Annotated in this window: 20 protein-coding genes; 9 read left to right on the top strand and 11 right to left on the bottom strand. The window is 45.8% G+C overall.

The genetic code is table 11. The features are described from left to right. Positions 1 to 17: 17 nt before the first annotated feature. The 3 genes from ACF8EG_RS08605 to argR form a co-directional block, all read right to left on the bottom strand. A complete protein-coding gene (locus ACF8EG_RS08605; protein ID WP_047732640.1) occupies positions 18 to 2,597 on the bottom strand; it encodes a TRAP transporter permease in 2,580 nt (859 codons plus the stop codon). A gap of 297 nt (positions 2,598 to 2,894) precedes the next feature. After that, complete coding sequence (locus tag ACF8EG_RS08600) at positions 2,895 to 3,863, bottom strand: TAXI family TRAP transporter solute-binding subunit (RefSeq protein WP_021454067.1); 969 nt, start codon at positions 3,861 to 3,863, stop codon at positions 2,895 to 2,897. A gap of 405 nt (positions 3,864 to 4,268) precedes the next feature. After that, positions 4,269 to 4,739, bottom strand: coding sequence for a transcriptional regulator ArgR (argR, locus tag ACF8EG_RS08595; protein ID WP_005430583.1), 471 nt, complete (start codon positions 4,737 to 4,739; stop codon positions 4,269 to 4,271). A gap of 358 nt (positions 4,740 to 5,097) precedes the next feature. On the opposite strand from argR, the gene mdh reads away from it, so the two are divergent. Further along, positions 5,098 to 6,033 carry a malate dehydrogenase gene (mdh, locus tag ACF8EG_RS08590; RefSeq protein WP_047732637.1) on the top strand — a complete coding sequence of 312 codons (936 nt, stop codon included), beginning with the start codon at positions 5,098 to 5,100 and terminating at the stop codon, positions 6,031 to 6,033. A gap of 113 nt (positions 6,034 to 6,146) precedes the next feature. Beyond that, entirely contained in the window at positions 6,147 to 6,338 is a 192-nt protein-coding gene (locus tag ACF8EG_RS08585) for a hypothetical protein (protein ID WP_005479653.1), read from the top strand. 91 nt (positions 6,339 to 6,429) lie between these two features. Here ACF8EG_RS08585 and ispB read toward each other — a convergent pair whose 3' ends face one another. Further along, positions 6,430 to 7,401: an octaprenyl diphosphate synthase gene (gene ispB, locus ACF8EG_RS08580; RefSeq protein WP_005479642.1), complete on the bottom strand. Its 972-nt coding sequence runs from the start codon at positions 7,399 to 7,401 to the stop codon at positions 6,430 to 6,432. 257 nt (positions 7,402 to 7,658) lie between these two features. Here ispB and rplU point away from each other — a divergent pair, with 257 nt between their 5' ends. From rplU to folA, 6 genes are all read left to right on the top strand, one after another. Further along, positions 7,659 to 7,970 (top strand): 50S ribosomal protein L21, encoded by a 312-nt coding sequence (gene rplU / locus ACF8EG_RS08575; protein ID WP_005383096.1) that lies wholly within the window; start codon positions 7,659 to 7,661, stop codon positions 7,968 to 7,970. A gap of 20 nt (positions 7,971 to 7,990) precedes the next feature. Continuing rightward, positions 7,991 to 8,248: a 50S ribosomal protein L27 gene (gene rpmA, locus ACF8EG_RS08570; protein ID WP_005383095.1), complete on the top strand. Its 258-nt coding sequence runs from the start codon at positions 7,991 to 7,993 to the stop codon at positions 8,246 to 8,248. Positions 8,249 to 8,458: 210 nt separating this feature from the next. Further along, positions 8,459 to 9,631, top strand: a complete 1,173-nt coding sequence (gene cgtA / locus ACF8EG_RS08565) for an Obg family GTPase CgtA (RefSeq protein ID WP_005489537.1) — start codon at positions 8,459 to 8,461, stop codon at positions 9,629 to 9,631. 192 nt (positions 9,632 to 9,823) lie between these two features. Next, the gene (locus tag ACF8EG_RS08560; protein ID WP_005459610.1) at positions 9,824 to 10,624 is read left to right on the top strand and encodes a threonine/serine exporter family protein; all 801 of its coding nucleotides are present in this window, start codon (positions 9,824 to 9,826) and stop codon (positions 10,622 to 10,624) included. Beyond that, positions 10,624 to 11,097, top strand: coding sequence for a threonine/serine exporter family protein (locus ACF8EG_RS08555; RefSeq protein WP_005459611.1), 474 nt, complete (start codon positions 10,624 to 10,626; stop codon positions 11,095 to 11,097). Before ACF8EG_RS08560 ends, ACF8EG_RS08555 begins: the two co-directional genes overlap by 1 nt. Positions 11,098 to 11,106: 9 nt before the next feature. Next, positions 11,107 to 11,589: a type 3 dihydrofolate reductase gene (gene folA, locus ACF8EG_RS08550; RefSeq protein ID WP_005459612.1), complete on the top strand. Its 483-nt coding sequence runs from the start codon at positions 11,107 to 11,109 to the stop codon at positions 11,587 to 11,589. 80 nt (positions 11,590 to 11,669) lie between these two features. Here the strand turns inward: folA and apaH are convergent, their stop codons facing one another. The 6 genes from apaH to lptD form a co-directional block, all read right to left on the bottom strand. After that, a complete protein-coding gene (gene apaH, locus ACF8EG_RS08545) occupies positions 11,670 to 12,476 on the bottom strand; it encodes a bis(5'-nucleosyl)-tetraphosphatase (symmetrical) ApaH (RefSeq protein WP_005480531.1) in 807 nt (268 codons plus the stop codon). Positions 12,477 to 12,492: 16 nt separating this feature from the next. Beyond that, positions 12,493 to 12,873, bottom strand: coding sequence for a Co2+/Mg2+ efflux protein ApaG (apaG, locus tag ACF8EG_RS08540; protein WP_005459620.1), 381 nt, complete (start codon positions 12,871 to 12,873; stop codon positions 12,493 to 12,495). A 65-nt stretch (positions 12,874 to 12,938) separates the two neighbouring features. Next, the gene (gene rsmA, locus ACF8EG_RS08535; protein ID WP_005459622.1) at positions 12,939 to 13,748 is read right to left on the bottom strand and encodes a 16S rRNA (adenine(1518)-N(6)/adenine(1519)-N(6))-dimethyltransferase RsmA; all 810 of its coding nucleotides are present in this window, start codon (positions 13,746 to 13,748) and stop codon (positions 12,939 to 12,941) included. Further along, positions 13,745 to 14,743 carry a 4-hydroxythreonine-4-phosphate dehydrogenase PdxA gene (pdxA, locus tag ACF8EG_RS08530; protein ID WP_029802775.1) on the bottom strand — a complete coding sequence of 333 codons (999 nt, stop codon included), beginning with the start codon at positions 14,741 to 14,743 and terminating at the stop codon, positions 13,745 to 13,747. The genes rsmA and pdxA overlap by 4 nt, the downstream gene beginning before the upstream one ends. Beyond that, positions 14,733 to 16,016 carry a peptidylprolyl isomerase SurA gene (surA, locus tag ACF8EG_RS08525; protein WP_005459625.1) on the bottom strand — a complete coding sequence of 428 codons (1,284 nt, stop codon included), beginning with the start codon at positions 16,014 to 16,016 and terminating at the stop codon, positions 14,733 to 14,735. Before surA ends, pdxA begins: the two co-directional genes overlap by 11 nt. 61 nt (positions 16,017 to 16,077) lie before the next feature. After that, entirely contained in the window at positions 16,078 to 18,423 is a 2,346-nt protein-coding gene (gene lptD / locus ACF8EG_RS08520; RefSeq protein ID WP_276419664.1) for an LPS assembly protein LptD, read from the bottom strand. A 267-nt stretch (positions 18,424 to 18,690) separates the two neighbouring features. Here lptD and djlA point away from each other — a divergent pair, with 267 nt between their 5' ends. Beyond that, the gene (gene djlA, locus ACF8EG_RS08515) at positions 18,691 to 19,545 is read left to right on the top strand and encodes a co-chaperone DjlA (RefSeq protein ID WP_005459635.1); all 855 of its coding nucleotides are present in this window, start codon (positions 18,691 to 18,693) and stop codon (positions 19,543 to 19,545) included. A 109-nt stretch (positions 19,546 to 19,654) separates the two neighbouring features. Here the strand turns inward: djlA and ACF8EG_RS08510 are convergent, their stop codons facing one another. After that, positions 19,655 to 20,437: a DUF547 domain-containing protein gene (locus ACF8EG_RS08510; protein WP_140057543.1), complete on the bottom strand. Its 783-nt coding sequence runs from the start codon at positions 20,435 to 20,437 to the stop codon at positions 19,655 to 19,657. Positions 20,438 to 20,495 lie beyond the last annotated feature (58 nt).

Here is a 20,495-nt window from a genome sequence, read left to right as displayed (position 1 = left end):
CCGCGGGGCCAAATCGGTTATGCGCTCAGTTGTTTCTTGCGAGCACGACGTTTTTGGTTCATGGCAAGTACCAGCAGAAGAATCAAGCAAGGTACAAATACCCATTCTTTCATTGGACGATCTGCGTCTTGAACGACCCATTTGATTTCCCAATCAAAGTCGATACCAGATGACTCCGCAGGGCTACCAAATTCAACCATGTCGACGACCATTTTGCCGTCGTTCTCAGTCAGCATCAGACCCATTGAAGAGATACGCTCTTCAGCCGTCGTTGCTCTGTCTTCGAATGGCAGACGTACCGTTTTCTCGACGTATTCGCCTTCGAGGTTTTGTCCGGCAACACGTAACTCAATGGATTCTCCTACATTTAGGTTTTCCGTGATTTGAGCTATCTCAACCCCAGGAGAAAGAACTTTCGCTGGGTATAACATGTCCCACCAAAAACCAGGTCGGAAGAATGAGAAAGTTAATACTAATAATAGGACGGTTTCCCACCACTTGTTACGAGTCAGCCACCATCCCTGCGTAGCGGCAGAGAAGATCAGCATCGCAATGATGGAAGAGATTACCGTGAGTGCTAAATGCCACCAAGAATCGATACCCATCAACAATAATTGGGTATTGAAAACAAACATGAATGGCAGAATGGCGGTTCTAATATCGTAGGTAAAGCCTTGGATACCGGTACGAATTGGATCGGACTTCGCGATTGCTGCAGCGGCAAAGGCAGCCAGACCGACCGGTGGTGTATCATCGGCGAGAATACCGAAATAGAACACGAACAAGTGCACCGCAATCAGTGGAATGATAAGACCGTGCGCTGCGCCGAGCGTTACGATAACTGGCGCCATTAGCGTTGATACTACAATGTAGTTTGCTGTGGTAGGCAGGCCCATACCGAGAATCAGACTGATAACCGCAGTAAACAGCAGCATTAGGATGACACTACCGCCAGAGATAAACTCAACAAAGTCCGTCATCACCAAGCCGATACCAGTTAGCGTCACAACGCCAACAACCGTACCTGCCGCCGCAGTTGCGACACCGATACCGATCATGTTGCGAGCACCAGCCACCAAGCTTTCAGCGAGATCGACAAAACCCTCTTTGGTTTGTTGTACTAGGTCGCCTTCTTTCGCAAGTAACGCCATCAGAGGGCGTTGCGTTAGCAAAATGAAGACCATAAAGACGGTCGCCCAAAATGCTGATAAGCCAGGTGAGAAGCGCTCTACTGTTAAACACCAAACCAGTACCACTATAGGTAGCAGGTAGTGTAAGCCAGACTTCACTGTAGGACCCGGATCTGGCACTTCAGTCAGCTCCGCATCAATCTCAATTGCGCCATCTTTCATGTGGTTCGCAGAAATTTTTACGAGGCCGACGTAGGCGATGAGTAGCGCGATCGTTACTATCGTAGTCGCTGCGTCGCCAAAGACATCTTTCGTCCAACCTACACCGTAGTACACCAAAGCGCTGATTACACACAGACCTAAAATGGTAGCCGTGAATGAAAGTAGGCTTTGCAGTAACGTTGGATTATGACGACGAGGTAAGCCAGTCATGCCCGCTTTACATGCTTCAAGGTGAACGATGTAAATCAACGCGATGTAGGAAATCAGCGCTGGAAGTAATGCCGCTTTGATAACCTCTACGTAAGAAATCCCAACGTATTCCACCATCAAAAACGCTGCCGCGCCCATGATTGGCGGGGTGAGCTGACCATTGGTTGACGCTGCCACTTCAACGGCACCCGCTTTTGTGCCCGGGAAGCCGACTCGTTTCATCAATGGAATGGTAAAAGTACCCGTGGTTACGACGTTTGCGATCGATGAGCCTGAAACCAGACCCGATAGACCAGATGCGACAACCGCGGCTTTAGCTGGGCCGCCTTTCATATGACCAAGTAGAGAAAATGCGACTTTAATGAAGTAAGCACCCGCACCCGCACGCTCTAGCATCGCGCCAAACAGTACAAACAAGAATACGAAAGAAGTGGATACACCTAACGCAACACCAAATACCCCTTCGGTGGTTAGCCACAGATGCGACATCGCTTTACCTAAGCTTGCGCCTTTGTGGGCTATGACATCTGGCATGTATGGGCCAGCAAATGTGTAAGTCAGGAACACGGCGGCCACAACCATTAGCGGAGGCCCTAATGCACGACGAGTCGCTTCAAGTAGCAATATCATGCCAACGACCGCAACCACAATATCGGCAGTGGTGGGCGCGCCGGAACGTCCTGCGAGTTCGGTGTAGAAAAGGTAGATATAGGCAGCCGAAAAGCTACCCGCTAACGCGAGAATCCAATCCACAAGAGGAATGTGATCACGCGGAGAGTTCTTCATTGCTGGATAAGCAGTGAAGGCCAAAAATATCGCGAAAGTGAGGTGAATCGCTCGCGCTTCAGTGTCATTCAGTACGCCAAAATTGAAAATAAATGGTAGCGGGGAGGCGTACCATAATTGAAATAGTGACCAACACAGAGGGACTAACCAAAGGATTCGTCCTTGCACTCCCGAAGGGTTACGTGCGCCCGTGTCTGCTTGAGCCACCATTTCTTGCACATCTTGAGACGGAGTCTTATTCGTCGCCATGTACTTTTTCCTTATTATTGATGGTCCTGTCCGTTCTTCTATCGAGAACCACACTTCGCCTTTATCAGTGTAGTGAATGGAGCGAAGTTTGCTTTCGAGTATTCCGCTGCCGAATCACAAAGCAAGAGTACCGAGTGCTTTGTTGGCGGCGTTAAAGTGTTTTCTTGGGTATTGAGTGCGCAGTTCTAAGAAAAACTGGCAAATGAACAAAGCATGCCGGTTCAACGTGCTACAACCAGCATACTCAATCAGGCAGAAAACCATCTTTTTCTGCCTGAGATTGAAATAAGTGAGTGCTTACTTAATTAGACCCACTTCTTTGTAGTATTTTTCTGCACCAGGGTGAAGAGGGATAGAAATACCTGCTTTCACCATGTCTTCTTTTTTCAGGTTAGCAAAAGCTGGATGCAGACGTTTGAAGGTGTCGAAGTTCTCGAACACGGCTTTAGCAACGTTGTATGCAACTTCATCAGAAACATCAGATGTTGTTACCATTGTTGCCGCAACACCAAAGCTCTTCACGTCTTTATCTGTACCACGGTACATACCAGCCGGCACTGTGCTGAATGCGTAGTACGGGTTATCTGCGACGATCTTGTCGATCTTAGGACCAGTTGCAGGCACTAGCTTCGCATCACATGATGTTGTTGCTTCTTTGATTGAACCGTTTGGATGGCCAACCATGTAGATGAACGCATCAATTTTGTTGTCACAAAGGGCTTGAGAACGCTCTGAGCCTTTTAGCTCTGAAGCAAGTTTGAAGCTGTCATTTGTCCAGCCCATTGCATCCATTACTACGCCCATTGTCGCGCGGTCACCAGAACCTGGGTTACCGATGTTGACACGCTTACCAGCTAGGTCTTGAACGTTTTCGATGCCAGAGTCAGCACGTGCGATGATGTTGAAAGGTTCAGTATGAAGAGAGAACATTGCACGCAGTTTTTTGTACGGGCCTTGTTCCGCAAACTTGCTCGTACCGTTGTAGCCGTGGTACTGCCAATCCGATTGCACGATACCAAAATCTAATTCGCCTGCACGGATAGTGTTAACGTTGTAAATTGAGCCACCAGTTGATTCTACTGAACAACGGATGTTGTGGTCTTTACGACCTTTATTTACCAACTTACAGATAGCACCACCAGTAGGGTAGTAAACACCAGTTACCGAGCCAGTACCGATAGTAATAAACTCTTGAGCGTTAACTGCGCCTGCGCCCATTACAGCTGCAGCGATAGCGCCTACTTTGAGAAGTTTGTTAAATGCCATGAATTTCCCTTCCTTATATTCATTATTTACCCGGAAATAACCATAAATCACTTCTGGAGTTTCCTATTTGGAAACGGCATCTTTTCCAATCCAATTGTTTGAAAAAGCGAGCAAATCATAACAAAAAATTGGCAGAAAATTATCCGAATGTTAAATGTTATAGCGAATAAGTCTAAAGCTTGCGACAGGGTATGGTGATTGATCTTTGATTTAATTCTTTTTATAACAGTTAGTTAGGTGTGAATAAGGCAAGATGGTGAAAAAGATCAATTGCGTGATATTAATCACAAAAGTGGTGAGTAAAAAGTAGTCACATGAAGCAATTTGTTTACATAAATAATGGGCTACAAAATAGTACTTCTTTCATAGCCCACAAAGAGTTACTTAAACCAATGTTCGTCGGTCTTAGCCTGTGTACTCGAATAGCTCACATACAGACTTGAACAATTGTTCAGTTGATACTGGCATTGTAGGGGTAATAAAAATGGTATCGTCACCCGCTACTACGCCAAGAATACCCTCGGATTTACCTAACGAGTCGAGTAGGCGAGCAATAAGCTGTGCTGCGCCAGGACCTGTGTGAATGACAACCAATGCCGCATTGTGATCGATGTCTAAAACCAGTTCACGTAGAGAGCTGCTTACTGTTGGTACGCCCAGCTCAGCCGGTAGGCAGTACACCATTTCCATTTTTGCGTTACGAGTACGAACAGCACCAAACTTGGTCAGCATACGTGAAACTTTAGATTGGTTAATGCTTTCAAAGCCTTGCTGCTTGAGTGCGTCAACAATTTCACCCTGTGAGCCAAAGCTCTCTTCTTTTAGCAGGGCTTTAAAGGCGCGGACTAGGTTATCTTGTTTCTCTGAATTGCGCATAGTCATTATGATTCTCTTAGTACGTGTCAGCAATTTTGCATATTCTCGCATATATATTCATGCAGTGCCAAAAAGTCCCGGCATTCTGTTAGTTGCATCACTGTAAACCATAAACAGAACAGGATTCTTTAAGGTAATTCAACCAGTCTCGTTTTGTCCTATTGAATTTCTTGTCATTTCAACAGAATAAAAGAATAATCCAACCTTCATTTGTAGCACGACAACAGCGAGTTGCGCGAGGTCGCAAAGCTGGCGTTAATTGATTGTAATCAAGTTGTGATTCCGATAGCTTATTTCAGTTGGTTACAAACTACCCTACGAATACGTTTATAAGAGAAATACTCTCAAGGAGAACTACATGAAAGTAGCCGTTATTGGTGCCGCTGGTGGCATCGGTCAAGCCCTTGCCCTTCTGCTTAAGAACCGTCTTCCTGCTGGTTCTGATTTAGCCCTATACGATATTGCTCCAGTTACGCCTGGCGTAGCAGCAGATCTTAGCCACATCCCAACACCAGTATCGATCAAAGGTTACGCTGGTGAAGATCCAACTCCTGCGCTAGAACGTGCAGATGTAGTTCTTATCTCTGCGGGTGTTGCTCGTAAGCCGGGCATGGATCGTGCGGATCTGTTCAATGTAAACGCTGGTATTGTGAAATCACTCGCTGAAAAGATTGCGGTTGTTTGTCCTAAAGCATGTGTAGGTATCATCACTAACCCAGTGAACACAACAGTGCCAATCGCTGCTGAAGTTCTGAAGAAAGCGGGCGTTTACGACAAGCGTCGCCTATTCGGTATTACCACACTAGACGTGATCCGTTCAGAAACGTTTGTTGCTGAGCTAAAAGGCAAAGATCCTAGCGATATCCGTGTACCAGTTATCGGTGGTCACTCTGGCGTGACAATTCTTCCTCTTCTTTCTCAAGTAGAAGGTGTGGAGTTTACAGCTGAAGAAGTAGAAGCTCTGACTAAGCGTATTCAAAACGCAGGCACAGAAGTTGTTGAAGCAAAAGCGGGTGGCGGTAGTGCGACACTTTCTATGGGCCAAGCGGCTTGTCGTTTCGGTCTAGCACTTGTACGAGCTCTTCAAGGTGAAGAAGGCGTTGTTGAGTGTGCTTACGTTGAAGGTGACAGCGAGCACGCACCTTACTTTGCACAACCTGTGAAGCTGGGCAAAGAAGGCGTAGAAGAAGTACTAAGCTACGGCGAATTGAGCGACTTCGAAAAAGCGGCACTAGATGGAATGCTAGAAACGCTAAATGGCGACATCAACATTGGTGTTGAATTCGCTAAATAATCTCTATAACGCGAATTAAGAAGAAAGCCGATCTTAGGATCGGCTTTTTTGATCTTTTTGCTCTGAATTACGTATCACAAGCGAACCAAAACAACATTGTTAAGGAGAAGATGATGGAAGCAAGTCGAATCCGAAAAGGCATGGTTGTTGAGTGCCAAGAAGGCGTCGGTACGATTTTGGTTGTCGACCGTGAAGCAGAGACCGTTTTGTTATCCAAGCAAGGCTCAGATCAACAGATAGCAGTGAGTTTTGATGAGATAGAGGACGATCCACAGCTGCACGGTGGAAGCGAACGATATTATTAGTCAGAGTCGTTGAAATTGTCTAGAGCTGAGACGAAAAAGGAAGAGCGAAATGCTCTTCCTTTTGTTTTTCTTGCTAAAGGGTCTGGTGGTGCTAGCGAGTGCGTTTTACCGCAACATGAGCCAGCGTGATAAGCGCTTCTTTGTATTCTGATTCTGGTAGTACTTCCAGTTCAGCGATCGCCTTATCTGCTTCTTCTAACGCTTTCTGCGTAGTGTATTCTAACGAACCGGCCTCTTTCATAACGGCTAGGATTTCATCTAAGCGTTCCATGCCATTGGCTTTTTCAATCGCCTCGCGAATCATCAGCGCATTTTCTGGCGTCGTATTACGCATTGCATGCAACAGAGGCAGAGTCGGTTTTCCTTCAGCCAAATCATCACCAACATTTTTGCCCATGTCTTCGCCATCGGATGTGTAGTCCATTACATCATCAATAAGCTGGAATGCAGTGCCTAGGTATTTACCATAATTCTGCAGAGCCAATTCAACGTGTTCTGGAGCATCATTTAAGATCGCGCCAATTTGCGTTGCAGACTCGAACAAGCGTGCAGTCTTTGAGTAGATGACTTGCATGTAGCTTTCTTCGGTCGTGTCAGGATCGTTACAGTTCATCAACTGTTGAACTTCACCTTCGGCGATCACATTTACTGCATTACTCATTAGTTGAAGGATCTTCATGGATCCTAGCTCAGTCATCATCTGAAATGAGCGAGTGTAAATAAAGTCCCCAACAAGTACGCTCGCGGCATTACCAAACGCAGCATTCGCTGTCGCTTTTCCACGGCGCATGTCTGATTCGTCCACGACATCATCGTGCAGCAAAGTCGCTGTATGGATGAACTCGATAAACGCCGCTGCCATCGTATGGCCAGTGCCTTGGTACCCCAATGCACGTGCTGACAATATTGCCAGTAACGGTCGTAGACGTTTGCCTCCACCACTCACGATATAGAAACCGAGCTGGTTGATTAAAGAGACATCAGAATTTAGTTGGGCTTGAATTGTTTCATTCACTTTTGCCATGTCATCGGCAGTAAGCGCTTGGATAGTTTTAAAATCCATCGTATATCCGGCTGAAGTTAGACCCTGCAAGGCTTATTCGATTTATATAATTGTCGAATAATACACTAAAAAACGTTGATTAATACATTACTAAAGGGCATGATTGCCGCACTTTTCTTTGGCGATTAGCTTTTCGCCAATTTTTTCAAAATATGGCTTGTCATAGGGGCATCTCTTCTGTAGAATCTGCGCCCTATTGATGATTAGTTTAGCGCACACCCTCATGAAAAGGCTGTGCGGAAAAAGCGGAGTAAAATATGTACGCTGTTTTCCAATCTGGTGGTAAACAACACCGTGTAAGCGAAGGTCAAACTCTTCGTTTAGAGAAATTAGACGTTGAAACTGGTGCAACTGTAGAATTTGATAAAGTTCTTCTTGTTGCTAACGGCGAAGACATCAAAGTTGGTGCTCCTCTTGTAGAGGGCGGCAAAATTGTTGCTGAAGTTGTACAACACGGTCGTGGCGATAAAGTTAAAATCGTTAAGTTCCGTCGTCGTAAGCACTCTCGTAAGCAACAGGGTCACCGTCAGTGGTTCACTGAAGTGAAGATCACTGGTATCAACGCTTAATCTATTAGGAGAGTTTAACAATGGCACACAAAAAAGCTGGTGGTTCTACTCGTAACGGCCGCGATTCAGAAAGCAAACGTCTAGGTGTTAAGCGTTTCGGTGGTGAATCTGTACTTGCAGGTAACATCATCGTTCGTCAACGTGGTACTAAGTTCCACGCTGGTAACAACGTAGGTATCGGTAAAGACCACACTCTATTCGCTCTTACTGAAGGTAAAGTGAAGTTCGAAGTGAAAGGTCCTAAGAACCGTAAGTTTGTAAGCATCGAAGCTGAGTAATTAGGTTTTTACCAAGTTACTTAATAGCTTTAAGCTGAATTCAAAAGCCCTGCCGAATCGGCGGGGTTTTTTATTTATGGCAGTCGATATATCGAAGTTTCTCGTTAGAATCCGAGGCGATTTGAATCTGGGAGCTTAGATCTGTCATCTGCTAAAATTGTCGGATGACACAGTAGATTTAATCCACGCACGAAGTAGTCGGAGTAAAAGATGAAGTTCGTAGATGAAGCGGTAGTAAAAGTTCAGGCTGGTGATGGCGGTAGCGGCGTTGTCAGTTTCTGGCGTGAAAAATTCATCACTAAAGGCGGCCCTGACGGCGGTGATGGTGGTGACGGCGGTGATGTTTACATCCAAGCTGATGAAAACCTAAATACCCTAATTGATTACCGTTTCCAACGCTTCTACGAAGCGGAGCGTGGTGAAAACGGTCGCGGTGGTAACTGTACTGGTAAACGTGGTAAAGACATTGTTCTTCGCGTACCAGTGGGTACTCGCGCAGTGGATATCCACACTAACGAAATTGTGGCAGAAGTTGCTGAGCACGGTAAGAAAGTGATGGTTGCGAAAGGCGGCTGGCACGGTCTTGGTAACACGCGTTTCAAATCTTCAGTAAACCGAGCGCCTCGTCAAAGAACGCTAGGTACGAAAGGTGAAATTCGTGAAATCCGTCTTGAGCTACTGCTGTTGGCGGACGTTGGTATGCTTGGCTTGCCAAACGCAGGTAAATCGACGTTTATTCGCGCGGTATCAGCGGCAAAACCAAAAGTAGCAGACTACCCGTTTACCACGTTAATCCCAAGCTTGGGTGTGGTGAGTGTTGTTCCTGAAAAGAGCTTTGTGGTTGCTGACATCCCGGGGCTTATCGAAGGGGCTGCTGATGGTGCGGGTCTAGGTATTCGTTTCTTGAAACACCTAGAACGTTGCCGAGTGTTGCTGCACATGATTGATATCATGCCGATTGATCAGTCTGATCCTGTACAAAATGCACTAACCATCATTGATGAGCTAGAGCAGTACAGTGAAAAACTGGCAAGCAAACCTCGCTGGTTGGTGTTCAACAAAGTTGATCTGATGCCTGAAGAAGAAGCGAATGAAAAGATCCAAGAGATCTTGGATGCGCTAGGTTGGGAAGATGAGTACTTCAAGATCTCTGCGATCAACCGTTCTGGCACAAAAGAGCTTTGCTACAAACTTGCTGACTTTATGGAAAACCTACCTCGCGAAGAGGAAGAAGTGGCTGAAGAAGATAAAGTTAACTTCATGTGGGATGATTACCATAAAGATGCAATGGCAGGAAAAGACGTTGTTACTGAAGATGACGACGACTGGGATGATTGGGATGACGAAGAAGATGACGGTCACGTTGTCTACGTTCGTGACTAATTGTTCTCTCCAAGCGATGTCTTGCTAGACAATTTAATAAAGCCGCAAAATCTATTGCGGCTTTTTTTGTATCTAAATCATATTTAGATGATGTGATTTGCGGCACAATAGTGGCTTCGCGTGATGATTCGGGATTGTTTGACCTCCTTCACGTGAGAGTAAGCAACACCCTAAAAGGACTTAGACCTATCTATGAATCTAGAAACCATACCGTCTGGAGAGTTGACGGTATCTAACCAACGCTCCATTTCTCGACTTGTCGCTCAAGCCGGACAAATGCTGTTGGCCCATGGCGCAGAAAGTACGCTTGTGTGCGATATCATGCGTCGTATTGGCTTAGCTTGTGGCGTGCATGAAGTGGCTGTAGCCCTCTCAGCCAATGCCTTGGTTGTCACGACCGTAATGGATGGACACTGCATCACCACTACTCGAAGCTGTGCCGATCGTGGCATCAACATGCGCGTTATTACGCAAATTCAACGCATCTGTATCATGATGGAGCGCGGGTTACTCGATGCTGCCATGGCGCAGAAAAAACTGAATACCATCAGCCCAGAACGGTACAACCGCTGGCTAGTGGTGCTTATGATTGGCTTATCATGCGCGGCATTCAGCCATTTAGCGGGTGGCGATTGGGGCGTATTTATTATGACCTTCTTGGCCTCGGCTGGTGGCATGATCGTGCGCCAAGAGATTGGCCATCGTCACTTCAATCCATTACTTAACTTTGCTGCTACCGCATTTGTAACCACGTTGATTTCTGCTCAAGCTGAAATTTATCAAATTGGTAATTTACCAACCGTAGCGATGGCATCGTCGGTGTTGATGTTGGTGCCTGGTTTTCCACTGATTAATTCGGTAGCAGACATGCTAAAAGGTCACATTAACATGGGTATTGCCCGGTTTGTAATGGCCAGTTTGCTGACGTTAGCAACGTGTTTGGGCATTGTGGCGGCAATGAGTGTAACTGGTATTTGGGGGTGGGCAATTTAATGAATATTTTTGATTTAACGCTCGGTTTGCTCAATGACATGTTTTTTGCTGCCATCCCTGCAGTCGGCTTTGCGTTGGTGTTTAATGTGCCACAGCGAGCTTTGATCTATTGCGCGGTAGGTGGTGCGATTGGTCACGGAAGCCGTTACTTGATGATGCAGTTTGGAGTACCGATTGAGTGGGCGACCTTCTTCGCTGCCACCTTGGTTGGCATGATAGGGGTTCATTGGTCTCACCGCTTTTTGGCTCATCCAAAAGTGTTTACTGTCGCTGCATTGATACCTATGGTGCCGGGCGTTTTTGCTTACAAAGCGATGATTGCGATGGTGGAGATTAACCATTTGGGTTACTCGCCAGAGTTAATTGCGACCTGCATGGAGAACTTTCTTAAAGCCATGTTTATTATTGCTGGTTTAGCAGTTGGCCTCGCAGTTCCTGGGCTGTTATTCTACCGCCGCAGACCGATAGTATAAGGACCCGACATGATCATTAGTATGATTGCCGCGATGGCAGACAACCGCGTTATTGGCAAAGATAATCAAATGCCTTGGCATCTTCCTGCGGATTTTGCTTGGTTTAAACGTTGTACGATGGGGAAGCCCGTCGTAATGGGAAGAAAGACTTACGATTCAATTGGTCGCCCTTTGCCAGGACGTTTGAATATTGTCATTAGCCGAGATGAATCATTGAGTATTGAAGGCGTTACGACGGTGACTTCAGTTGAAAAAGCGTTAGAGGCTGCAGGTGATGTTGAAGAAGTAATGATCATTGGTGGTGGTGCTATCTACGCTTCTTGTTTAGCGATGGCAAATAAACTGTATGTCACACATATTGATGCTGTAGTTGAAGGTGACACCCAGTTCCCAGACTGGGGTAATGAGTTCAAAGAGACATATTCTGAAACCTACCAAGCGGATGAGAAAAACGCTTACAACATGCGTTTTACGATTTTAGAAAAGCAATAGTTAGAAAAGTCTCTCGAAGCAGAATAGAAAAAAGCACCGTAACCACGGTGCTTTTTGTTTTTGGAGTAACGATCTAGTGATTAATCGAGAGCGTCTTGGGTAAAGAGTTGTTTGTCTTCCCAACGGATCATCGTCAGCGAACCACCCCAGACACAACCTGTATCGAGTCCAATGACTTTTTCATCGATATAGCCCTGCAATGCTGCCCAGTGGCCGAATAACACTGTTTTTTCTAACGGTATGCGGTGCGGCAGTTCAAACCAAGGTACCAATTGGTCACCTGTGACTTCTTGCGGAGGCAGTTTGCAGTCCATATCTAAACGACCATCAGAAAAGCAGAAACGCATTCTTGTAAAGGCATTGATGATATAGCGGTAGCGATCTAGACCTTCCAGTGAGTCATCCCAAAGATCTGGTAAGTTGCTGTACATATTTTTTAGCAACCACGGCAACTCTTCGCCTTGGATAATACGTTCTACTTCGCGAGCGCATTGTCTTGCTGTTTCTAAATCCCATTGCGGTGAAATACCCGCATGACACATCACAAACTCGTCGTGCTCTGCCAGAAGAGGTTGTTTAGCTAGCCAAGAGAGCAGTTCTTCGCGGTCTTTAGCGAGGAAAATAGGGGTCGTTTTATCTTTGTCTTTTCGCTTTTTCAGGCCGTAGGATACTGCCAGTAAATGCAAGTCATGATTGCCGAGTACGACTTTTGCGCTGTCACCGAGTGACTTTACGAAGCGCAGTGTTTCGAGTGATTTCGGGCCGCGAGCCACCAAATCTCCTGCGAGCCAAAGTTGGTCATGTTGAGTGGAAAAGTTGACGCGCTTGAGTAGCTGCTGTAGTTCGTCAAAACAGCCTTGGATGTCACCAACGATATAGGTAGCCACTGAATCTCCAATCTTATTAATTTAAAACGTTCGGAATCGCTAAACGAAATGGCTCAATTTCAGTGATGAATTCCTGGCCTTTTTCATCCAGCATTTTGTAGTGTCCTTGCATGACACCAACAGGCGTTTCTAACGCGGTACCACTGCTGTAAGTGTATTCATCGTTGCTTGGAATAAACGGCTGCTGCCCAACAACACCTTCTCCCTCTACCGTCATTTGTTTACCGTTGGAATCGGTAATCAACCATCGGCGACTTATGAGCTGCACTGTCTGCTGGCTGAGGTTTTTAATGGTAATGACGTAGGCGAAAACAAAGCGTTGTAGCTCTGGATTGGATTGCTCTTCGATGTATTTGGTGTGAACTTGAATCTTGATGCAGGGTTGAATGACGTCCATGTGCACTCCTTGATAAACTTAATAATAAGCCAAACCGGCAAGGGTTTGGCTTATTGTTTGAGTTATTAGTGCTGCGGGTTGTCCGCTAGCCAGTTCGCCATCGCGACGAATTGTTGTAGCGTTAGGTTTTCTGGACGCATGCTTGGGTTTACACCTAGCTCTTCCAGAACTTCTGCGCTCAACAGAGATTTGTAGCAGTTACGCACGGTTTTACGGCGTTGGTTAAAGCCTTCACGACAAACTCGATCGAGTAAACGTAGATCTTTCGCTGGGCATGGTAGCTCTTCATAAGGTACTAGGCGAACAACAGCGGAGTCTACTTTCGGTGGCGGAACAAATGCGGTTGGTGGTACTTCTAGTACAGGTACAACTTTACAGTAGTACTGCGCCATTACCGTTAGACGACCGTAAGCTTTACTACCCGGGCCTGCTGCCAAGCGATTCACCACTTCTTTTTGAAGCATAAAGTGCATGTCTTGAATGTCTTTATGGAATTCAAATAGGTGGAACATCAAAGGTGTAGAGATGTTGTACGGCAAGTTACCGAAGATACGCAGCTTGTTGTTTGGCTTCACTAACTGAGTGAAGTCAAAGCGCATTGCGTCGCCTTCATGAATCGTTAGTTTGTCTGCCAAATCAGGGTGGTTACGTAAACGCTCGGCTAAGTCACGGTCCAGTTCGATGACGGTGAACTTATCTACTTCACGGCCAACGGGTTCTGTGATTGCACCAAGACCCGGGCCGATCTCAACCAGATTCTGACCTGGCTTTGGGTTAATTGCTGATACGATGCCATCAATAATGTATGGATCGTTCAGGAAGTTTTGACCAAAACGTTTACGCGCTTTGTGTCCTAAATGGACATCATTTCTCATTGTTTCTTCTCTACCAATTCTATCGCATGCGTGAGCGCTGTTCGGAAGCTCCCTGTATCCGCTTGACCTGTCCCTGCCAGCTCTAATGCAGTACCGTGATCTACCGAGGTTCTAATAAAAGGTAGACCAAGAGTAATGTTTACTGAACGTCCAAAGCCTTTGTATTTTAATACCGGCAATACTTGGTCGTGGTACATGCCTAAAACAGCATCTGCATCGTTTAAATATTTTTCATTGAAAATGGTATCTGCCGGCAGTGGGCCGATCAGCTTGATACCTTTTTCTTTTTGAATCTTTTCCAGTGTCGGAGTGATGGTTTCGATCTCTTCACGACCTAAACAGCCATCTTCACCTGCATGAGGATTAAGCCCGCAAACATAGATGTTTGGCTCTGCGATGGCAAATTTTTCTACGAGGTCTTTATGAAGAATATCGATAATCTTCTCTAGTCGCTCTTCGGTGACCGCTTTTGACACATACGCCAATGGAATATGTGTGGTAACCAATGCGACACGCAGTCCTTCTGTTGCCAACATCATCACCACTAACGGTGTATTTGATTTCTCGGCAAAGAATTCAGTATGACCACTAAATGCAACACCTGCGCGATTGATCACCCCCTTGTGAACAGGGCCGGTGACAATAGCATCAAATTCATCATTCATACAGCCCAAAGCGGCTCTTTCTAGCGTTTTTAATACGTAGTGGCCGTTGGCTTCATTAAGTTGACCAGCAATCGCGTTTTCCGAAATTTCAACGTGGTCAACGATAAGTGTGCCCGCTTTTTGCGCCTTAGGTGCTTCTTCAGGATTGTAATCAAAGAGTTGGACATCAATGCCAAGCATTTTGGCACGTTCCTGCAACATGTTTTTATCTGCGCAGACGACAATCTGGTGTGCCCAATCTTCTTTTGATAGAGCCAGCACTAAGTCAGGGCCGATGCCCGCAGGTTCCCCTGCGGTTACGACAATTCTGCGAATTGAATTAGTTGTCATTGTTGTCATCCACGATTTCAACAAACGCACTTGCACGCAGCTCTTGCATCCATGCGCCTGCTTCTTCATTAAACTTACGATTGAATAGAATGCGGTAAGCTTTATTCTTCATTGCTGAATCTGTGCGGTCGACTTGGCGTCGGTCTAACACTTCAACAATGTGCCAGCCATGAACCGTTTTGAATGGTTCACTGATTGAGCCAACTGGTAGCGTTTCAACTTGGTGTTTAAATTCAGGAACATAAAGATCCGGTGTTTGGTAACCAAGTTCACCATCTTGAGCCGCAGAGCCTGGGTCTTGGCTGTATTGTGAGGCCAATTGAGCAAAGGTCGCTTCGCCAGCTTTGATGCGACGAACGAATTCATTCAACTGCTTTTTAGCGCCTTCATCACTAAGAATCACGGTTGGTTTGATCAGAATATGGCGAGCGTTAACTTCCGTCACCGCAACGGTTTCTAGACCCTTCACATCTTCAATTTTTAGGATGTGGAAACCAACACCACTACGGAATGGACCAATGATGCTGCCTTTGTTCTGCATCTTGATTTGATCAGCAAAGATGGTTGGCATTTCTTCTTTACGCATCCACCCCCAATCACCACCTTGGAGAGCTTTCGGACCTTTAGAGTAGGTGTAAGCCATTTCGGTGAAGTCTGCGCCGTCGTTCAGTTTTTTAACCAGGGCTTTCGCTTGTGCTTCTACTTCTGATTTATCTTGACCGTCGGTGAAACGCAGTTGGATATGACCGATTTTGTATTGCACGGTTGCGTTGGTTTCTTTCGCTAGCTGGTCTGCAAGGCTATCAACTTCTGCTGGAAGGATATTGATTCGGCGACGAACTAGCGCATTACGAGCTTCTGACGCTGCAATTTCTTTACGGATTTGCTCGCGGAACTCTGGGTAGCTTAGGCCTTCTGCTTGCACTGATGCTGCCAGTTCTTCCACGCTTTGGTTATTGTTGCGTGCGATTTCTGCGATGGCTTGGTTTAGACGGTTATCGTCGATGCGTACACCAATACGGTCAGCTTCTTGGCCTTGCAGCGTATCGATGATCAGTTTTTCTACCACTTGCTCTTTGAGCACGCTTGCCGAAGGTAGACTTTTTCCGCTTTGACGAGCATTGGCTTGTAGGGTTTTCATCGCAGTATTGATGTCGCTTTGTAGAATGACACCGTCGTTAACGATGACAGCAACCTTATCAAGCTCTACCGGTGCTGCTACTGCTCCACAAGAGAGTAGGGTCGTGAATAAGATTGATTTCCAAATTTTCATTTAAAATTCCGTCAGTATTTTTTGAAGAAGCGTCTTATTTAGAGTAAGACGCTTAATTCGATTAATTGTTCAAATAGAATGGGCGACCGTATTTAATCGCGTTGTCGGAACCATCCAGTTCTTTGACTGCTGTACCGGTGCTTTGATTTGTCGCAAAGCCTTGAATACCGAAGTTAACACTAAAGTTGTTTTCGTATTCAGGAGAGGAGCCCGTACTGCCGATAGCTTGATTTTCCCAACCGAGTAATTGGTTAGAGTATGTCAAACCAATGTACCAACAATCAGATTGGTAACGCAGGCTTGCTAGCCATTCCATATCGGTATTTTCATTTAGGTCATAGTAGTACTGACCGCTTGCAGACCAGTTACGGTTGAACTCGTATGCCGCTACGATACCTGCTTGTGAAATACCTTTACGAGTAATAGTGTCGAGGTTTTCGAGAATGATCGTATCTTCGATGTATTCGCGAGTGACATAGCGGTAGTTACCTTGAATAAAGCCGCCGTTAAACTGATATTCCAACGTACTGTTGGCAAGCTGCATTGAGCTTAAGTCGATGTCGTACTGAACGCCACCGTGATAGAACAGGTAGTCGTTGTAGTTGAAATCAGCTTCAACTGCCCATGAAGAGTAGTTGGTTGTCTCGTCTGGAATGTTCGGGCTATTGCTGATTTTCGTCTTCTTATCGAAGTAGTAGATCTGACCAAACGACACGTTCAAACGTTCTTTGTAGTCATCATCAAAGAAGCGTGTACTTGCACCGTAGCTCAGCTGGTTAGCCGATGCGATTTTATCAATACCACTGTACTTACGACTGCGGAATAGACCGTAGTAGTCAGTTTGCAGCAGCGTTGTATCGTAGTTGTAGATGTTGGTTTGATCTTCTTCTGGTACGTAAAGGTACTGAAGCTGTGGTTCTAGCGTTTGTGTGTAGCCTTTGATCCAACTGGTGTCACGCTCTAAGTAAATCTGAGCATGGGTACGGAACTCAGGAATAACACGAGAAACTTGTTCATCAAGCTGGTTTTTCAAGTCCACGTCTGTCAAGCCAGTAAGGTCTTGAGAGTAGTAAGTGGAAAGTACGCGCGCTTCCGTTGTCCAAGTGGCCCAAGAGTTTGACAGCGGCATGGTTAGTCCCGGCTCTATGTGAACGCGAGTCGCGTTTGGTCGAGCGGTATCACTAGTGTCAAAACGGCTGACTTGGCTTTTTACGTCGAAGTTAAGGTGATCACCCCACAACGGCGTGTAGTAGTTCAAATCTAATTGAGGAAGCAAACGATATGGACGGTTTTCTTCTTTCAAGAGGATTTGGAAATCTCGAACGGTTAAAGACGCATCCCAGAAATCTGAACGGTACTGCACATGTCCTTCTTGGACTAACTGGCCGTCTTCACGGTTACCGATGTCAGAGTCCAAATCTAGGAAGTAATCAATGTCACTGACTTGTGAGTAATCAACTTTAACAATCCACTGTTTATTGATAATACCATCGTGCTTAACTTGGTAACCCCAGCGAGAATCATCTTGATATTTTTTATCGCTGTTGAGGTATTCGCCTTTCAGTTTACCTTCACCCCAACCATCGGTTAGGTAACGGAAATCGGTGTCGAGTTTGGTGCCACGTTGCTGCATGTAGAGTGCAGTGAGTGTCATGTCGTATTGAGGTGCGATGTTCCAGTAAAATGGCACTTCCACTTCCATACCGTCACTAGAACCGTAAGAAAGAGAAGGGAATAGGAAACCGGTTTTACGCGTATTACCAATAGGCATAGTCATGTATGGCACGTAAAACACGGGCACATCCATGATCTCAAAACGAGGGTGGTGCAGCGTGGCGGTCTCTTCGTCTTGGTCTACGTCAATACCAGACGCAACCAAACGCCATGAATTATCGCCTTCCGGACATGATGTGATTGAGCCATCTTCTAGTTCATAGACAGACTGACCTGTACGCGCAATGTAAGCAGCAGTACCACGACCTTGTTGGCAAAGAAATTGGTATTCGGTGTTTTCAAGCGAGAAGGTATCTTGGTTGATGTCGTTGGTAACACGATCTGAACGGGCTTTAACTTGTCCGTCATTGAAGGTCACGTTGCCTTCTGCCACCACCATGTTGTCTTGTTGGTGCAGGGTTACGCTATCTGCGGTGATTTTCTTCGGACCTTGCGTTACTTGGACGTTTCCAGAGTATTGTGCTTTGTCACCATTAATGGCTTGCAGGTTGTCCGCTTCTACCACTACTGGGGTATTAAGAGCGTCCTCCTCGCCACTTGTTTCGACCAAACATTGATCTGTGGCGGGCATTTCCTGCACACTATCATTTATATTCGCTTCAGCTTGAGTGGTGGGTACAAACAAGGCGGTGCTGATAGAGGCCGCTATAAATGTGCGGGAGAAATGTTGCATTGAATTGAACTTTCCTGTGTCACTACTACTCGATGGCTATAGGGCTTGTTGTACCCTAGCGTCATAGCCAAATGAATCAACTATAGTCGCAATTGTCCCAGCGTATTGATTTGCTATGGCATAATGACGACAAAAATAGCTGCAAAGATAAGCAGGCGAAATGGCCTAGCCGAAATAAAACTAATTCCATTATCATAAAGGAAATCGTTCCATCCGGCACTATAAGACCGTCGTCGTCGATAAAAATTCATTGATAGAGAACACATAATGCATATTTTTGGCAAAATTCTGGGTGCCTTTTTTGGCTTGTTACTGGGTGGTCCATTCGGTTTGCTGTTTGGTTTATTTATTGGTCACCAATTCGATAAAGCCCGACGTTTAAGTCAAGCTGGGTTCTCTACAGGTGGCTTTGGAAAAGGACCGAGTCAGGCACAGCGTCAGGAAGAATTCTTTAAAGCGGCGTTTGCAGTAATGGGACATGTGGCAAAAGCCAAAGGTCAGGTCACTAAAGAAGAGATCCAACTTGCGACTGCCATGATGGATCGTATGAATTTGCATGGCGAACAACGCCGTGCGGCGCAAGATGCATTCCGCGAAGGGAAAGAGAGTGATTTCCCATTAGAAGATGTGCTGGTGCGTGTAAAAATCTCGACCGCTGGCCGTTTTGATTTACTGCAATTCTTCCTTGAACTGCAAATTTCCGCTGCTTTTGCTGATGGAGCTATCCATCCAAGCGAACGTAATGTGCTGCACAAAATTGCTCGTGGTTTAGGTTTCTCATCTGAGCAACTAGAGCGTCGCCTGCAAATGCAAGAAGCGGCGTTCCGTTTCCAACATCAAGGTGGTTTCCATGGCCAGCAACAAGGTCAATACCAGTCGTCAGGTTGGCAGCAAGCCTCACAGGCGGATCAATTGGCCGATGCGTACAAAATTTTGGATGTGTCACCAGAGGCGGACGGTAAAACCGTTAAACGAGCTTACCGTAAGTTAATGAATGAGCATCACCCTGATAAGTTGATGGCCAAAGGTTTACCGCCAGAAATGATGAACGTCGCAAAAGAAAAATCGCAAGAAATTCAAAACGCTTACGATTTGATTAAAAAGGTAAAAGGCTTTAAGTAAGCCAAAACTAGCAAGCAAACTAGAAAGTAAAAAGGGCACTTGGTGCCCTTTTTTAGCTTTTGGGTTATCGGTGGCTAAAAGCATCTCAAGCTGAACAAGGATGGATAAATCAGTCGGCTTGGTTCAAGTTCCAATCGTAGTCGTACTTCACCCGACCTGAAAAATGGTTGTATTGTGGCGCGTACTTTCTGATGTGGTTAAACACCTCTTCCTCACCACCAAAATCAACGGCAAACCACTCATAAATTGAAGATATTTTCGCCGTATCACCTTCAATAGAGACGCCTTTTTTGCTGTTGATAAAGGTCTTTGTGGCACTCTCTAGCAAGGTTTGAGTATTCTCAGCGGTAAAAGCTTGAGTTTGAAGATTCGGGCAGCCTAGGCTTGCACAATTGACAGCGTAGTGCGTTCTTGGGTCTTGCCAGATTGGTCGTAAAATTCGGTGCTCAATATCATTTAAGGTCAGACTTTTTCCGTTAATGGTGATGACATCTTGATCCCATGGGCCAAAGCTAAACAGCCCGCCTAACTTGGTGATCGACGTTATCGGGTAGTTATCCAAAATTAGGTCAACCGTCAACGCGTTGTACAGGTTTACCCAATATGCGTATTGCTCGGCTTGGCGGTATTGCAATGGATTTAAACTAGCGAGACGTTGAATGTACTGCTTTAACTTTGTTTTATCGGCGAACGAGACTTGGTTGTAACGAAATAGAGTGTTGTCACCTCGGGTAACTAGATAGCTGTCGAGTAACTGTTGCCACTCCAGATGAGAGATTGAGGTTTGGTTGACCCCGTTGGACTGCTGCCAATAAGGCCATAAGTCGGCTTTTGGTGCGGCCAGAGCGGAAAAGGAGAGTAGGGCACACAGTAGCAATAAGAAACGCTTCATAGAGATACCTTTAGTGAGACTTGATTGTTAGTGTAGACCCGTCTAGTTGTTGTTTTCT

This window comes from Vibrio sp. YQ_11 (assembly GCF_043103065.1).
GTDB lineage: Bacteria > Pseudomonadota > Gammaproteobacteria > Enterobacterales > Vibrionaceae > Vibrio > Vibrio parahaemolyticus.
This window is presented reverse-complemented; position numbering and strand designations above follow the sequence as displayed.

Excerpts from the sequence above, each read along its gene's own strand:
- cgtA (WP_005489537.1), top strand. The coding sequence starts at position 8,459 with ATGAAGTTCGTAGATGAAGCGGTAGTAAAAGTTCAGGCTGGTGATGGC.
- ACF8EG_RS08600 (WP_021454067.1), bottom strand. The coding sequence starts at position 3,863 with ATGGCATTTAACAAACTTCTCAAAGTAGGCGCTATCGCTGCAGCTGTA.
- ACF8EG_RS08555 (WP_005459611.1), top strand. The coding sequence starts at position 10,624 with ATGAATATTTTTGATTTAACGCTCGGTTTGCTCAATGACATGTTTTTT.
- rplU (WP_005383096.1), top strand. The coding sequence starts at position 7,659 with ATGTACGCTGTTTTCCAATCTGGTGGTAAACAACACCGTGTAAGCGAA.
- rsmA (WP_005459622.1), bottom strand. The coding sequence starts at position 13,748 with ATGAGAAATGATGTCCATTTAGGACACAAAGCGCGTAAACGTTTTGGT.
- ACF8EG_RS08560 (WP_005459610.1), top strand. The coding sequence starts at position 9,824 with ATGAATCTAGAAACCATACCGTCTGGAGAGTTGACGGTATCTAACCAA.
- surA (WP_005459625.1), bottom strand. The coding sequence starts at position 16,016 with ATGAAAATTTGGAAATCAATCTTATTCACGACCCTACTCTCTTGTGGA.
- djlA (WP_005459635.1), top strand. The coding sequence starts at position 18,691 with ATGCATATTTTTGGCAAAATTCTGGGTGCCTTTTTTGGCTTGTTACTG.
- rpmA (WP_005383095.1), top strand. The coding sequence starts at position 7,991 with ATGGCACACAAAAAAGCTGGTGGTTCTACTCGTAACGGCCGCGATTCA.
- lptD (WP_276419664.1), bottom strand. The coding sequence starts at position 18,423 with ATGCAACATTTCTCCCGCACATTTATAGCGGCCTCTATCAGCACCGCC.
- mdh (WP_047732637.1), top strand. The coding sequence starts at position 5,098 with ATGAAAGTAGCCGTTATTGGTGCCGCTGGTGGCATCGGTCAAGCCCTT.
- ACF8EG_RS08605 (WP_047732640.1), bottom strand. The coding sequence starts at position 2,597 with ATGGCGACGAATAAGACTCCGTCTCAAGATGTGCAAGAAATGGTGGCT.
- pdxA (WP_029802775.1), bottom strand. The coding sequence starts at position 14,743 with ATGACAACTAATTCAATTCGCAGAATTGTCGTAACCGCAGGGGAACCT.
- folA (WP_005459612.1), top strand. The coding sequence starts at position 11,107 with ATGATCATTAGTATGATTGCCGCGATGGCAGACAACCGCGTTATTGGC.
- apaG (WP_005459620.1), bottom strand. The coding sequence starts at position 12,873 with ATGGACGTCATTCAACCCTGCATCAAGATTCAAGTTCACACCAAATAC.
- ACF8EG_RS08510 (WP_140057543.1), bottom strand. The coding sequence starts at position 20,437 with ATGAAGCGTTTCTTATTGCTACTGTGTGCCCTACTCTCCTTTTCCGCT.
- ACF8EG_RS08585 (WP_005479653.1), top strand. The coding sequence starts at position 6,147 with ATGGAAGCAAGTCGAATCCGAAAAGGCATGGTTGTTGAGTGCCAAGAA.
- argR (WP_005430583.1), bottom strand. The coding sequence starts at position 4,739 with ATGCGCAATTCAGAGAAACAAGATAACCTAGTCCGCGCCTTTAAAGCC.
- ispB (WP_005479642.1), bottom strand. The coding sequence starts at position 7,401 with ATGGATTTTAAAACTATCCAAGCGCTTACTGCCGATGACATGGCAAAA.